Raw genomic sequence first — 13,684 nt, 5'->3', positions numbered from 1 at the left:
GGGGCATGACGGGATCTCGAACGGGGCGACGTACGGACCGACCGGGGGGTCGGAGGGCGATGCTCGGACCGGTCGGTCCGCCGGTCCGATCGGCAGAATCCGACCGTCCGCTTGAACCCGTCCGTCCCGATCCCGCTCCCGAACCCCGTCGCCCCGCACGCCAACCCTTCGCCCCCGTCGGACCTCTTCCGCCCCGCGATCCGCCGGTCCGCCGCGGACCTTTCCGGTCGGGTCGTCTTGTCGGTCGGGCGGAACCCGGATACGTTCGCGGTCCCCCCGGCCGTTCGCCGGGACGAGTCTCGTCAAGGAGGCCCCGGCTGCGTCCGCGAGGCCGGCTATTCCACGGAGCGCCAGGGTGTACGTCGCCGTCTCGACCGAAAGTTTCCTGCCCGTCAGCGGGCCGAGCCCGTCGCTGTCCGACCTGTGCGAGCGGGCGGAGGAGACGGGCTACGACAAGCTCGAACTGCACCTGGACGAAGCCGAAGGCCCGTTGAAGCCCTCGGAGATCGCCGCCGCCCCGGAGCGATTCGCGTCGATGTTTCGCGAGACGACCCGGCTGACGCCGATCGGGTTCTGCCTCGCGGACGACGTCTCGCCGGCGGTCACCGCCGGTCTGGCCAAGGCGGCGAAGCATCTGAAGATCGCCCAATTGACCGTGCCCTCCTCGCCGCTGGGCACGCCGTTCAACGACGAGGTCGACCGCCTCAAGGCCCATCACGCCGCCGCCTCGCCGGAGGCCGTGCGGATCGCGGTTCGCACCCGCTCCGGCGAACTGACCGAAGACCCGGACACCGCGGTCCAGCTCTGCAAAGCGGTGCGGGGCATCGGGATCACCTTCGATCCCAGCTATTTCGTCTCCGGCCCGTATGCCGAGGTCGATCGGGAGGACGTTTACGGCCACGTCTTCCACGTGCACCTGCGGGACACCTCGCAGGAACGTTTGCAGGTGAAGACGGGTCTCGGCGAGATCGACTACGCCAAGCTGATCACCCGCCTCCAAAAAGAAGGCTACCGCGGCGCCCTCGCGGTCGATCTGCTGCCGGAGGAGGAGCCGCGGGAGGAACGCTCCCTCGAACTCCGCAAGCTGCGAATGCTGCTCGAAACGCTGCTTTAGAGTTGAGAGTTGAGGGCGGCGTGTTGAGGGGTGGGGGAAAGCCGGCGAGCGGGGGGCGTCAGCCCCCTGAGGAACGAGGCGAGCGTTGCACAGCGAGCGCGGCGAGGAGCGAGGCGTGACACGCCCGGCCTGCTTTCAGCGTACGGTGCTCTCAACCCTCAACGCTTTCCTCTCAACCCAGCCCTCTATACTGCCTCCCATGAGCGCCTCGCCCGACACCGCTGCTTCGCCCGTCATGACGCTGGACGAACTCCGCGAGGAGTTCGAGTTCCTCGGCAACTGGGAGGACCAGTGCGAGTTCCTCATCGACGTCGGCATGGATCTGCCCAAGCTGCCGGCGGAGGACAAAAACGAGCAAACCCGCGTCCACGGCTGCCAGAGCCTCGTCTGGCTGACGGTGGATGAAGCGGACGGGCGTTTGAAGATCAGCGCCGAGAGCGACGCGATGATCGTCAACGGCCTGATCGCCGTGCTGCTGGCGACCTTCGATCGGCAGACGCCCGAGGACGCCTTGGCCGTGGATGTGGAGGAGGTCTTCAGCTCGCTCGGCTTGGACGAACACCTCTCCAGCGCCCGAAAAAGCGGCCTGTCCGGGATGGTGCAACGCATCCGCGGCGAAGCGGCCCGGTTGAGAGTGGAGGACGCGGAATGAACCACGACGCGACCCTCACGACCTCCCAGGCGAGCGGAGGGCGTCAGCCCTCTGAGTCGAATTCTCGCACGCCTCACGCTCCGGGGGCTGACGCCCCCGGCTCGCCCACGCCTCCGCCGCCCACGCCGCTCGACGTCGACGCGATCCGGGCCCAGTTCCCGATCCTCTGCAAGCCGTTGCCCAACGGCAAAACGCTGACGTACCTCGACAGCGGCGCCACGGCTCAGAAGCCGACCGTCGTCCTGGACGCGATGCGGGACTGCTTCGAGACCTACTACTCCAACGTCCACCGCGGCAAAAGCACGCTGGGGCGGTTGGTGACGAAGGCGGTTGAAGCGAGCCGCGAGGACTGCCGCCGGTTCCTCAACGCCGCGGACGTCAGCGAGATTCTGTTCACCGCCGGCACGACCGCCGGGCTGAACCTCGTCGCTCAGACGTGGGGCCGGGCGAACATCTGCGAAGGCGACGTGATCGCCACGACCGTGCTGGAGCATCACGCCAACCTCGTGCCCTGGCAGATGCTGGCGAAGGAGACCGGCGCCGAACTGCGGTTCCTGCCGCTGACCGACGACGGCCGCGTCGACATGGACCGCGTCGACGAAGCCCTCACCGACCGCTGCAAGCTGCTGGCGATCACGGCGTGCTCGAACGTGCTCGGCACGCTGCCGGACGTGAAGGCGCTGTGCGACGCGGCGAGGGCCGTCGGCGCCGTCAGTGTGGTCGACGCCGCCCAGTTCGTCCCGCATCGACGGACTGACGTGCGGGCCTGGGGCTGCGATTTCCTCGTCTTCGGCGCCCACAAACTGTACGGCCCCACGGGCGTGGGCGTGCTGTACGGGAAGCGGGAATTGCTCGATGCGATGCCGCCGTGGCAGGGCGGGGGGAACATGATTTCCCGCGTGTTTGCCGACCGCAGCGAGTGGGCCGAACCCCCCGCGAAATTCGAAGCCGGCACGCCGCCGATCGGGGAAATCGTCGGCCTCGGCGCCGCGGTGCGGTGGGTCGAAGACCTCGGTTGGGAAGCGCTCGAAGCCCACGACCGCGAGTTGGCCGCGTATCTGCTCGAACGCTTGGAAGAGGTCCCCGGCCTGACCGTCTACGGCCCCGCCGCGAATGAACGAGCCGCCCTCGCCAGCTTCACGGTCGACGGGGCCGCGGCGGAGGATCTGAACTTCCTGCTCGACAAGCGGGGCATCGCCGTCCGCCACGGCCACCACTGCACGATGCCGCTGCACGATCTGCTCGGCGTGCCCGCGACGACCCGGGCCAGCCTCGGCGTCTACAACCGGGCCGCCGACGTGGACGAGTTGATCGAAGCCCTCCTCGCCGCCCGCATTCGCCTGCGGCTCGCATAGGCGAGCGGGGGGCGTCAGCCCCCTGAGTCCGGGACGCGACCTCAATCGTCCCCAAGGCGTCCGAAGGCGTCCAAGGCGCCCGCCTCCGGGGGTGGGGCGTCTTGGACGCCTTGGGTCTCTTCGCGGTCCGCAGCCGGCGGCGGGCGACGGGAAGCCCCCAGTTCGAGCCGAACGGCGGGGGCTGCCGGGGGCTCCTTGCCGGTTCGGCGGATTTGTGGGGGGCGGATGCCCGAAACGCCATGGCCGATGGGGGAAGTGCGGTACGCCGGATGCGAACGCCGTGCCTATATTTGCCGTATGCCTTGGGAGAGCCGCTACCAAACGCTCTGCGACTCGATCGACCACGGCTATTGCGTGATCCGCACACTCTTTGACGACGACGGCAACTGCGTCGACTACGAGTTCCTCGAAACGAACCGAGCGTTCCACGCCCAGACCGGGCTCGACGACGTGATCGGCCGGCGAATCCGGGAGTTCGCCCCCAACCACGAGCCGCACTGGTTCGACATCTACGGCCGGGTGGCCCGCACGGGCGAGTTCACCCGGTTCGTGCAGGAGGCGAAGGCGCTGAACCGGTGGTACGAGGTGACCGCCTTCCGGGTCGGCGAGCCGGAGGAACGCACCGTCGCGGTGCTGTTCGACGACGTCACCGACCGCCTGCGGGCGGAGCAGGAACTGCGGGACCTCACCGCCACCCTGGAACAGCGGGTCGCGGAACGCACGGAGTCCCTCCGCCGCCTCGCCGTCCGCATGACCGGCGCCGAGGAGACCGAACGTCGCCGCATCGCCCACACTCTGCACGACCACCTGCAACAGGTGTTGGTGGGGGCGAAGATTTGGACCGGACTGGTCGCCCGGGGGGCGGAGGCCGACCGGGCGGAGGCTCAGAACCACCTGACGTCCATGCTCGATGAGGCCATCCAGGCGACCCGCACGCTGGCGGTGGAGCTTTGCCCGCCGGTGTTGCGGGAACAGGGCCTCGCCGCGGCCCTGCGGTGGCTGGCCGGCAACCTCAAAACCACCCGGCGCTTCCACGTCTCCGTTCACGTGTCGGAGACGGCCGAGCCAGCCGCCGGCGAACGGTCCGAGGGCGAACGGTCCGCCGGCGAACGGGCCGAGGGCGAATCGCTCGCGGGGCGTCTGCCGGACGTGCCGACGCAGTTGGAGGCGTTCCTGTACCAGGCGGCGTCGGAGTTGTTGTTGAACTCCCAGAAGCACAGCGGCGTGGACGCCGCGGGAGGTGCGGCTGGATCGTCCCGACGGCGGCCTGCGACTGACCGTCCGCGACGACGGCCGCGGCTGCGATCCCGCGGCCCTGATCCGCCTGACCGAGGCGAAGACGGACGGCGGGGCGGTCGGCGGGTTCGGCCTGTCGGCGCTGCGGGAGCGGGTCAGCCTGCTCGGCGGCGTCATCGCCGTCGACGCCGCCCCCGACGCCGGCGCCGCGATCCACCTCATCTGGACTGCCGTCGACCTCGCCTCCCTCCGCGAAGACCAACGCCCCGCCGCCAAGCCGGACGACGCCTGACCGCCCGCCCGGCGTTCCGGCCAGAGGGTTCAAGACGATCAAGGCGTCCGCCCCCAGGCGGTGATCGTCTTGGACGCCTTGAACGCCTTGTGGTTGGGTGGCGCTGGCATTTTGCCAGTGGAGGGTGACGAAGTTCAGGGGCGCCGCGTCGAACCACGAGCCCCGTCGCTCTCACCGGCGAGACGCCAGTGGCGCCCGGCGAACGCCGCCTGAGAGCCGAGCCGGCTGCCCTCAGCGTCGGGACCGGAACGCGTGGACGGCGGCGAACAGCAGCGGGAGGGCGGTCAGGGCGGCGACGCCCCAGAGCGTCGCCGGTCCCGCGATTCGCCCGGGATCGGTCGCCGCGACGAGCAGCACGCCGGTGTAAATGACGTAGTAGGCCAGCAGCAGACCGCCCTCCCAACGGGCGACGACCTGCCCGGTCCAGCAGATCGGCAGGCAGACGACGGCCACGCCGAGCATCACCGGCAGATCGAACCGCAGCGCCGCCTCCGACACCGCCACGCCGCCGCCCGACAGCGCCGCGGAGAGACCGAGCACCCCCAGCAGATTGAAGATGTTGCTGCCCACGACGTTGCCCACGGCGATGTCCCGCTCCCCGCGGAGGGCGGCGAGCGCCGACGCGGCCGCCTCCGGCAGGGAGGTGCCCGCCGCCACGACCGTCAGCCCGATCGTCAGTTCGGACACGCCGAAGTCCCGGGCCAGATCGACCGCCGCCGACACGAACCACCGCGATCCCAACACCAGCAGCGTCAGCCCCGCCGCGACCGACAGGCACGACCACGCCACGCTCCCCCGCGGTGGGCCGGGAACCGCGAGGTCTTCGTCCGTCCCGGCCGGCGAGCGACGGCTCATCCACACCGCCCGGGCGAGATAGCCGACCAAACCGAGCGACAGCGCCGCCCCCTCGATCCGCCCGATGCGGCCGTCGAGCGCCAGAACCAGCGTCGCCGCCGTCAGGGCGATCATCACCGGCACGTCGAACCGCACGAACTGATCAGCGACCCGCAGCGGCACGATCAGCGCCGAGGCCCCGAGGATCGCCAGCACGTTGAAGATATTGCTGCCGACGACGTTCCCCAAGGCCACGTCCGGCTGCCCGGACAGCGTCGAATGCAGGCTCACCACCAGTTCCGGGGCGCTGGTCCCGCAGGCCACGATCGTCAGCCCGACGATCAACGGCGAGATCCCCCACGCCGCCGCCAACCGGGCGGCGCCTCGCACCAACAGGTCGGCCCCGACCGTCAGCACGGCCAACGCCACCGCCAGAATCGCCCACGCCATCGTCGTTGCACTTCAGGTCCGACCGCGGCCCTCGACCCCGCGAACCGACGCGGGCGCCGACCAGCCGCCGCCGACCGCCAACGCCCCATTGTACCGCCTCGCCCCGAAGAAAAACGCCCGGGCGACGCCGACGACATGCCCTCGGCGCCCGGCGAACCGGCGAGGCGGGGGCGTCAGCCCCCGAGTGGGCGACTTGCGAAGGGTCGTCTCAGGGGACTGACGTCCCCCGCTCGCCGACGGAGTCTCTCAGGGACGCCAGGGGGACATGCTCTCGCCGGGCGGCGGAGCGCCAGCGGAGACGGTCGGAGTGAGCATGGAGAGCGACCTCCGCCCGCTCTGCTTCGGTCCGCGTCGCACAGCATGCTCACCCGCCTCCGCTGGCGTTCCGGCGTGAGAGCATGGCACGCGGCCGCCGCTTGTTTATTCGGCTGCTTTCAGAGAGTTCAGTTTGTGCATGTAGTGGAACGACAATGCGTCTCCTATGAGGCTCTTGGGGATGGAGGTGATGACATGCCTAATTATCTCGCCTGCTGAGCGGACAGCCCAGACTGCTACTGCCGGGGTAGATACCAATTGCACCCAACTGGTCAGCGTGTTTTTGGGTGGTATTGGTGCCAGTATTCCATTGCCAGCCAGCTTGTTTATGATTTTGGGGAACTGCATTGTTGCTGTGCGCGCCTCGTCAATCTCGATGCGAGAGAGCTTCGAGTGGATAAGTGAGTTTCTGAGGTCTAATAGTAATGCGAAGTCTTGGAAGGGCGATTTGCCCTTCTGTGTAGGTTGGCCAGTGAACAATCCAAGAGCTAAGCTGTATTTCGCGATTAATGACCCTTTAGAAGACTCGAGCTCGTTGTAGATATCGCGGAATTGCTGGATTGTGGACTCTTGAGGCGAGAGTGTCGCATTGCACCGGAGATTGGACTTCGCAAACGCGGCAAGTTCACACATAAATGCCTCTGTTGCAGCGGCGGCGAACACCACGGCGACAATCGGGTCATGTGAACGAGTGCTTTCGGTATGGCCGCATTCAGTGACACTACGAACCGCAGCCTCATCGGCGACATCGATGAACGTCCAAGAGTTTGAGAGAAAGCCGTTTGACATGGTTGGGATTGATTTACCTAGCTAACGATTGTTCCTCTGCCGTGGCTGTGTGGCATGCTCTCGCCGGGCGGCGGAGCGCCAGCGGAGACGGTCGGAGTGAGCATGGAGAGCGATTACCGCCCGCTCTGCTTCGGTCCGCGTCGTGCAGCATGGCGCCCGGCGCCTTGCACTCATGGAATCGTCTCCGGCCGATTGCGACGGGCCGGCGACGGGGCGGCGGTCGTTTCGCCCGCGGTCCTCGGAAACCGGTTCCCGATTACGGCGTCAGCATGTGTTCGCCGTCGGCGAACTGCGTGTGGCAGGCGTTGCAGTGCTGGATCATCGTTCGGTAGCTCTGCTGGGCGACCGATTCGTCCTTGGCTTTGGCGGCCCGGTAGAGGGCGCCGCCGGCGTCGCGGGTGGCGACGGAATGAGCGTTCCAGGCCGCCCGGTCCTCGCCCTGCGGGCCACGCATCAGGGTGAGGTTCCCCGCCTCGGCGAGGATCAACGCGTCGGACTTCACCGCCGACCACGCTTTGCGGTCCTTCTCCTCGGCCGCCATCGACGCCTTCAGACGCCGGTAGGTGGGCTGATAGACGTACTCCATGAACTCGTGCATGTCCGTCTCGACCGGCGCCAAGGGCCGGTCAGCGACGGGGTCTTTCACGTCCGCGGCCGGCTCGACCGCGACGGGCTCAACCGCGACGGGCTCGACCGCGACGGTGGCCACGGGCCCGCGGCTCTCCGCGGGCGGGGCGGCGTCGGCGGTTTGCGGCGGGGCGGTCAGACCGAAGGGGAACGCGAGGGCGGTCAGCCCCAGCGCCCCGGCACAGGTCCACAGCGGAGAGGTCGTCATCGTCGGTCAGTCGTTCAAGCGGCGGCGGGCGGAAGGAACCACGGGGCGATCCCGCCCCGCCCGCACCCTGACCAAACGCCCCCGTGCCCGCAACGAACGTGGCCCGTCACCAAGCCGTAGGCCGCACGTTCACCCGCCTCCGCTTCGACTCGCTGCGGCTGGGCGACATGCCTTCGTCTCGCAGCGTGAGCGGAGAGGCGTAGGCATGGAGAGCGATGGGCGATGTCCGGGTCGCCAGGGTGGCATGCTCTCGCCGGGCGGCGAAGCGCCAGCGGAGACGGTCGGAGTGAGCATGGAGAGCGATTCCCGCCCGCTCTCCGAGGTTCCGCGTCGCACAGCATGCTCACCCACCTCCGCTGGCGCTCCGGCGTGAGAGCATGGCACCCAGTTCTCACTCGTCCTCGTCGGCGTCCTTCAGCTCAAACGCCCGCAACGACGTCGCGTCGGCGGTCGGGAAGTCCTTCGGGACGGGGAGCGTCACCTCGCCGGTGGCGGCCCATTCGGCGCCGCGGGTGAGGGTGGTGATGAAGTCCACGCTTTCGCAAGCCTCGGCGCTGTGGCCGAGCGTCGTGTGGAACACGCGGCCCTCGCCGTAGCCGATCGTCATCAGCATCGGCTCGTGGCGGTCGGTGGCGGCGTTCTTCGTTTGGTCCTTGCCGGTGGCCAGCACCGTCAGCTCCTCCGCCGGGCCGCGGAGACGGGAGTAGCACTCGTCCGCGGCGTGCATCCAGCGGTCCGGCAGACCGGCGACGATCGGGTGCTCCGCCCGGCGGGTGATCGGGAAGGGCTCCCGCCCGCCGTGGGCGCCGGTCCCGCCGGGGGAGGAGGCGTCCCGGATCAGTTCGCCGGCGTCGTTGGCGTAGACCCATACCCCGGCGTCCGGCTTGCGACCGCCCCAGCCGCCGACGCCGATCATGCGGTTATACGCCGGCCAGTCGCCGAAGCTGTTGTCCGCCGCGTGCACGCTGACGAACCCCCCGCCGCCCTGCACGTAGTCCTCGAACGCTGCCTTCGTCTCGTCCGGCCACGGTGCCGCGGAGTTGCCGAAGTTGGAGATCACCACGTCATAGTCGTCCCACTGGGGAGCGAACCGCGGATCGGCCTTCGGCTGCGGCAGATCCGCCGATTCCCCGGCGCCGGCCTTGGGCAGCCACTCGGCCTGCTTGTCGCCCCGCCAGGTGAAGCGGGTGCGAGCCACGTCGACCTCGAACAGCCCCGTGTCCTCCAGGTACTGCTTCATCATCACGGTGATCTTGGGCCAGTCCGTGTGGTTGTTCTGGCCGTCGACGATCAACGCCTTCATCGGCGCCGGCCCGGTGGCCTCAGAGGCCTGGGCGAACGCCGAGCCGGGCAGCAGCAGGACCGCCCCGAGGGCGGCCAGCAGGGTTCGATGGGGAAGCACGAAGCGACGGGGAGCGAGCACGGCGACAATTCCAATCGAGGCGGGACGAAGGCGGCCCCCCATCGTCCCCGACCGCGAAGACGTTGCAAAGCGGCCCCGGACCGGCGAGCCGACCCGCCCGCTGTTCGCTCAGGCCGGTTGGTCGCTAGGGACGGTTGATCGCTCAGGCCGGGGGCAGGTCGAGCTGCATCGAGACGTTGCCGCGGGCGTAGCCGGAGACGACGGGGGTCTCCGTGTGGCGAAAGCCCAGCCGTTCGTACAGCCGGATCGCCGTGACGAGGGAGGTGTGGCTGAGCAGCACGACCCGCTTCGCCCCCGCCTCGGCCGCGTGCCGGACGACCGTCTCCGCCAGCGCCCGGCCGATTCCCCGCCCCTGAGCCGCAGCGGTCACGCCCATTTTGGCCATCTCGAAGGTCGATGCGTCCCGCCGAATCGCCGCCACCGTGCCGACGGGCCGGCCGTCGGGCGAGGCTCTGTCCTGAGCGACATCCTCCAGAGCGAACCAGATCGCTCCGCCGGGCTGAAGGATCGTGCCGACCGGGTCCGCGAAGTAGACCTCGTCGATCGGTTCGACGGTGAACCAGCGTTCGAGCCATTCCCGGTTGAGGGACTCGAAATCCGACCGATACGCCGGCGACCAGGGAACGATCATGACCCGTCCGGGCGGAGAGCGGTCGAGGAAGGAAGCCGCATCGTACGCCGCAATGCAACGCGTCCCCCCGACACCGCCCCCGCCGCCGCGGTTCGACCCGGCGACCCGGCGGCGGGTGGCATGCTCTCACGCCGGAGCGAAGCGCCAGCGAAGCGGAGGGGGGTGAGCATGGAGAGCGACGCGGACTCACGCAGAGCGAGCGAACGTCGCTCCGCATGCTCACTCCGTCCGACTCCGCTCCGCTCCGTCCGCCGGCGAGAGCATGGCGCCCGGCGCCGATCAATCGTCGTCGTCGTCCTGGCTTTCGAACTCGACGTCGAACCGCCGGGCCCCCTCGGAGATGAAGGCGTAATCGTCGTCGTCCATCGACAGGGACTGCTCGTACTCCAACGCTTCCAAATCAGCGACGTAATCGACGGACCCGTGGTTCTCCTCCACGACCTCCACGATCCGGGAGAGATCGACGCGGAAATACTCCTTCCGCAGGTTCACGCGGTTCACCCTCGCATCGTGCAATTGCTTGTGCAGTTCGTTCTCCAGCTTGGGAGCGTCGTCGCAGGAGATCATCATGTGCACGTCGAACGGGAACGGGACCGAAGCGTCGCCCAGTTCTTTGACCCGGTCCATCGGCTCCAATCGGCGGGTCATGCCGACCTTGAAGACGCCCGGCCCGAAGCTGCCGCGGTTGGAGATGACGTAGACGTGCCCCGCCTTCGTCAGTTCCGCCATCGACTTCGTCCGCTCCGTACGGGCCTCCGCTTCGGCGAGAAGTTCGGCGAGCTTGGCGATCTCTGCTTCGCGGGCCGCCAGTTCGGCCCCGTGCAGCGTCGCGGCGTGCCGGCGGGCTTCGGCGAGGGCGTCCTCGACGGCGTGCTGCTCCGCCTCGGCCCGCAGGCGTTCCTGCTCGGCCTCCCGGGCGGCTTTCTTCTCCTCGCGGATCTGAGCCTTGATTCGAGCCTGCTTCCGTTTCTCGGCGTCCCGGCGAAGGACTTCTTCGTACTCCTTCTTCAAGTCGGCGAACAGATCCCGCTCCGTCGCGGCGGGTACCTGGTATTCGCACTTGCGGCAGAATTCGATCGCTTTTTCGAGTCGACTCTTTTGCAGAGCGTATGTGTCCGGCTTGAGCTTCTTGGAGACGTCGCGGACCACGTCGCGGAGGAAGCGTTCCGCGATCTTGTGGACGATCTCACGACGACCGTCAGCCACCGCGTGGGCCGCTGCGACCTGTTCACGCCGTCTCGCGAGGTCGGCCCGTTCGTCCGCGACGACGGCGTCGAAGTTGCGACGGAAGCCCGCGTACTGCGTCCTCACTTCGTCCAACATCGCGTCCCCCTCCGCGACGCGGCGCCGCAGGTCCGTCCGCTCCGCCCGCAGGCGGCGGTAATCGTTGAGCATCCCGACCGCGACGGCGCCCGGCGGGCCGACCAGAATGAGAGCGATAAAGGCCAGGAACAGGGCGAGGCCGCCGTCCGCCATCAAGGCGGCGAGGCCGGCCGCCAACAGAGCGAACGTCGCACCGACCCCGCAGGCGAGCGTCACCATCTCATTCAGCCCGACCGGCGGCGGCTCCCACGCCGGCAGCCCCGGCGGCGGCGGTTCCCGCGGATAGTCCGCGAACCGGACGACGGCTTCGCACCCGGGGCACTTGCGAGGCCTGTCGAACGTTCCCGCTGACGCTCGGGCCCGACGGCCGCACTTCGGACAGTACCGGGTCACGACGTCGTCAGCAGGCATTCGGCTTTGCAATCAATTTGTGAAGAGGCGTGGGCGGGCGATCCCCCGGAGGACGCAGCCGTCGGCGACAAGCCGCTGGCCAAGGCGATCAAGGCGTCCGCCCCCGGGGGATGATCGCCTTGAACGTCTTGACCCTTCGGCGGGCCGGTCAGGCGTCCACGGGAGCGTCGGGCGGTTCGTCGGCGGGAAGCGTGAGTTCCCAGCCGTCCGCCACCTTCACAGAACGGATTCCCAACGCGGAGCGGGCCTTCCGCATGCGTCGTTCCGAAAACCCCGCCTCCCGGGCGGCTTCGCTGACGGCTTTGCTGGGGGCCGTGCCGCCGTGGCTGTGGAGTTCGGCTCGGAGCCAGGTTTGGCAGCGGTCGTCTTCGTCGCCGCGGTCGCCGGCGTCGCCGCGGTTCTCGCTGGCGGCGGAGAGCACCTCGGCGGCGGTCGTTTCGACCGGCTCCGGCTCCCACCAAACCCGCGGCGGAGCGTCCGTCGAGTCGGAGGCCTGCGGCGAGCCGGGGGCGTCAGCCCCCGGGGGCGGGCCGCACGTGGAACCCTCAGAGGGCTGACGCCCTCCGCTCGCTTCGGGGTGACCGAAGTTCGCTCCCTCGAAGCCGGGCGGGTCTTCCGGCGAGCCGGGGGCGTCAGCCCCCGGAGGGGCGCCGTCGCACGCCCACGCCTCAGCATACTCAGGGGACTGACGTCCCCCGCTCGCCTCGTCGCTCTCATCGTCGAGCGGGTCCGCGTCGCACTGGTCCGGGTCGGGGCCGCTGATGCGGTAGGCGAGGCCGCCGGCGTTCTGGGCGAGGTTGTTCTTCAAACTGACCAGCAACCGCCGCGGCGCTCGGCCGATCTCGGCGGGGGAATCGGGGTCGGCGCCGGCCAGCCAGGCACAGCGGGCGGCCGCCCCGATGCCGCCGCTGCCGGTGATGCGGGACAACGGCGTGCCCCCGTTGTTCCCTTTGTTCAAGTGGCAGACCAGCGCCACGGCCACGTCGCGACGCTCCGCCAGCCGGGCCAGCGGGGCGAGCAGACCGCGGACCTCGGCGTCCTTGTAGCTGTCCGAACCGCCCATGTAGGCGCCCAGCGGGTCGATGACCACCAACCGCGGCGGGGCGATCCGTTCCAAACGATCGAGAGCCGCGTCGAGTCGGGGCAGGTCGCGGGAGAGGTCGAAGGTGCGTTCGGGGCGGCCGGGGTCGCGGACGGCTTCCAGCACGGCCAAGCGGGCGGGATCGCCGCCGGCGGCGTCGAAGCGGGGGCCGAGCGTGTCGTCGGCGGCGTCTTCGGCGTTCAGCATCAACGCCGTGCCCTGCGGAGCGTGCCCCCGACCGTCCGGCCACGCCGCCCCGCGGGTCACCCGAGCGGCCAGGTCGCAGGTGAGAAAGCTCTTGCCGCGGTCCGGCTCGCCGGCGATCAGGTTCACCTTGCCCCTCGCCAACCGCCCGGGCCACAGCCAGCGGACCGGGCGGCGGGGCACGTCGCAGAGCATCCGCATCGTCAGTTCCCCGCTGCGATCGCTCGACCCGGTCAGCGGGGGGAACCGCTCCGCGGCTTGGGCGAGCGCCGCGGCGAGGGCGTCCGGGTCGCCGTTCTCGAAGTCCGCCAGGGCGTACCGGGCGGCCCGGCGACGGCTGCGATCCCGCAGGATCGAGGCGTATTCCCGCCCGTGGCCGGCGTGGGGCGTCTCCGCCAGCAGCGTGTCGAGGTGCAGCAGCCCGCCGGCGGCGTCGAGCTGCTTCGTGCGGGAGAGATCGTCTGCGACGGTGACCAGATCGATCCGCCGCCCCGCCTTCGCGACCCGGCCCAGCGAGGCGTACACGGTGCGGTTGCGGTCGGAGAAGAAGTCGTCGACGGTCAGCCCGGCGGACTCGTCGGTCGGCAGGGAACCGGTCAGCAGCACGCTGCCGAGGAACCCGCGTTCGGCCCGTTCGCACCGCGGCGGGCCGTCCTGTTCGTCGTGCGGATCGTCGAGGTGTCGGCCGGGCAGTTCGTGCGGCAGGCGGTCGGGGCTGGAAGGCGGTGAGGGGGATGGG

11 protein-coding genes are annotated in these 13,684 nt (G+C 69.4%); 4 read left to right on the top strand and 7 right to left on the bottom strand.

All coding sequences use genetic code 11. From position 1 onward, the window contains the following. The first annotated feature begins 355 nt into the window (after window positions 1–355). The 4 genes from LzC2_RS16435 to LzC2_RS23105 all read left to right on the top strand — a co-directional run bounded on the left by LzC2_RS16435 (window position 356) and on the right by LzC2_RS23105 (window position 4,777). Entirely contained in the window at window positions 356–1,114 is a 759-nt protein-coding gene (locus tag LzC2_RS16435) for a sugar phosphate isomerase/epimerase family protein (protein ID WP_171188997.1), read from the top strand. A 199-nt stretch (window positions 1,115–1,313) separates the two neighbouring features. Next, entirely contained in the window at window positions 1,314–1,766 is a 453-nt protein-coding gene (locus tag LzC2_RS16430; RefSeq protein WP_171188995.1) for a SufE family protein, read from the top strand. Continuing rightward, the gene (locus tag LzC2_RS16425; RefSeq protein ID WP_171188993.1) at window positions 1,763–3,121 is read left to right on the top strand and encodes an aminotransferase class V-fold PLP-dependent enzyme; all 1,359 of its coding nucleotides are present in this window, start codon (window positions 1,763–1,765) and stop codon (window positions 3,119–3,121) included. The genes LzC2_RS16430 and LzC2_RS16425 overlap by 4 nt, the downstream gene beginning before the upstream one ends. 225 nt (window positions 3,122–3,346) lie before the next feature. Further along, window positions 3,347–4,777 carry a PAS domain-containing sensor histidine kinase gene (locus LzC2_RS23105; RefSeq protein ID WP_171188991.1) on the top strand — a complete coding sequence of 477 codons (1,431 nt, stop codon included), beginning with the start codon at window positions 3,347–3,349 and terminating at the stop codon, window positions 4,775–4,777. A gap of 103 nt (window positions 4,778–4,880) precedes the next feature. Here the strand turns inward: LzC2_RS23105 and LzC2_RS16415 are convergent, their stop codons facing one another. From LzC2_RS16415 to LzC2_RS16385, 7 genes are all read right to left on the bottom strand, one after another. Then, the gene (locus LzC2_RS16415) at window positions 4,881–5,933 is read right to left on the bottom strand and encodes a calcium/sodium antiporter (RefSeq protein ID WP_171188989.1); all 1,053 of its coding nucleotides are present in this window, start codon (window positions 5,931–5,933) and stop codon (window positions 4,881–4,883) included. A gap of 420 nt (window positions 5,934–6,353) precedes the next feature. After that, window positions 6,354–7,037: a hypothetical protein gene (locus LzC2_RS16410; protein ID WP_171188987.1), complete on the bottom strand. Its 684-nt coding sequence runs from the start codon at window positions 7,035–7,037 to the stop codon at window positions 6,354–6,356. Window positions 7,038–7,293: 256 nt separating this feature from the next. Next, window positions 7,294–7,872, bottom strand: a complete 579-nt coding sequence (locus LzC2_RS16405) for a cytochrome c (protein ID WP_171188985.1) — start codon at window positions 7,870–7,872, stop codon at window positions 7,294–7,296. 391 nt (window positions 7,873–8,263) lie between these two features. Further along, complete coding sequence (locus LzC2_RS16400) at window positions 8,264–9,295, bottom strand: ThuA domain-containing protein (RefSeq protein ID WP_206678757.1); 1,032 nt, start codon at window positions 9,293–9,295, stop codon at window positions 8,264–8,266. A 142-nt stretch (window positions 9,296–9,437) separates the two neighbouring features. Then, entirely contained in the window at window positions 9,438–9,926 is a 489-nt protein-coding gene (locus LzC2_RS16395) for a GNAT family N-acetyltransferase (protein ID WP_171188981.1), read from the bottom strand. A gap of 279 nt (window positions 9,927–10,205) precedes the next feature. Next, window positions 10,206–11,660 (bottom strand): GIY-YIG nuclease family protein, encoded by a 1,455-nt coding sequence (locus tag LzC2_RS16390; RefSeq protein ID WP_171188979.1) that lies wholly within the window; start codon window positions 11,658–11,660, stop codon window positions 10,206–10,208. 148 nt (window positions 11,661–11,808) lie between these two features. Further along, window positions 11,809–13,684 (bottom strand): AAA family ATPase (locus tag LzC2_RS16385; protein WP_171188977.1); only part of this gene is annotated, 1,876 nt, incomplete at its 5' end.

Source organism: Alienimonas chondri (assembly GCF_013036045.1).
GTDB classification, from domain to species: Bacteria; Planctomycetota; Planctomycetia; order Planctomycetales; family Planctomycetaceae; genus Alienimonas; species Alienimonas chondri.
This window is presented reverse-complemented; position numbering and strand designations above follow the sequence as displayed.

Coding starts and splice junctions, on each gene's coding strand:
- LzC2_RS16390 (WP_171188979.1), bottom strand. CDS start 11,660: ATGCCTGCTGACGACGTCGTGACCCGGTACTGTCCGAAGTGCGGCCGT.
- LzC2_RS16415 (WP_171188989.1), bottom strand. CDS start 5,933: ATGGCGTGGGCGATTCTGGCGGTGGCGTTGGCCGTGCTGACGGTCGGG.
- LzC2_RS16425 (WP_171188993.1), top strand. CDS start 1,763: ATGAACCACGACGCGACCCTCACGACCTCCCAGGCGAGCGGAGGGCGT.
- LzC2_RS16410 (WP_171188987.1), bottom strand. CDS start 7,037: ATGTCAAACGGCTTTCTCTCAAACTCTTGGACGTTCATCGATGTCGCC.
- LzC2_RS23105 (WP_171188991.1), top strand. CDS start 3,347: ATGCCCGAAACGCCATGGCCGATGGGGGAAGTGCGGTACGCCGGATGC.
- LzC2_RS16395 (WP_171188981.1), bottom strand. CDS start 9,926: ATGATCGTTCCCTGGTCGCCGGCGTATCGGTCGGATTTCGAGTCCCTC.
- LzC2_RS16430 (WP_171188995.1), top strand. CDS start 1,314: ATGAGCGCCTCGCCCGACACCGCTGCTTCGCCCGTCATGACGCTGGAC.
- LzC2_RS16405 (WP_171188985.1), bottom strand. CDS start 7,872: ATGACGACCTCTCCGCTGTGGACCTGTGCCGGGGCGCTGGGGCTGACC.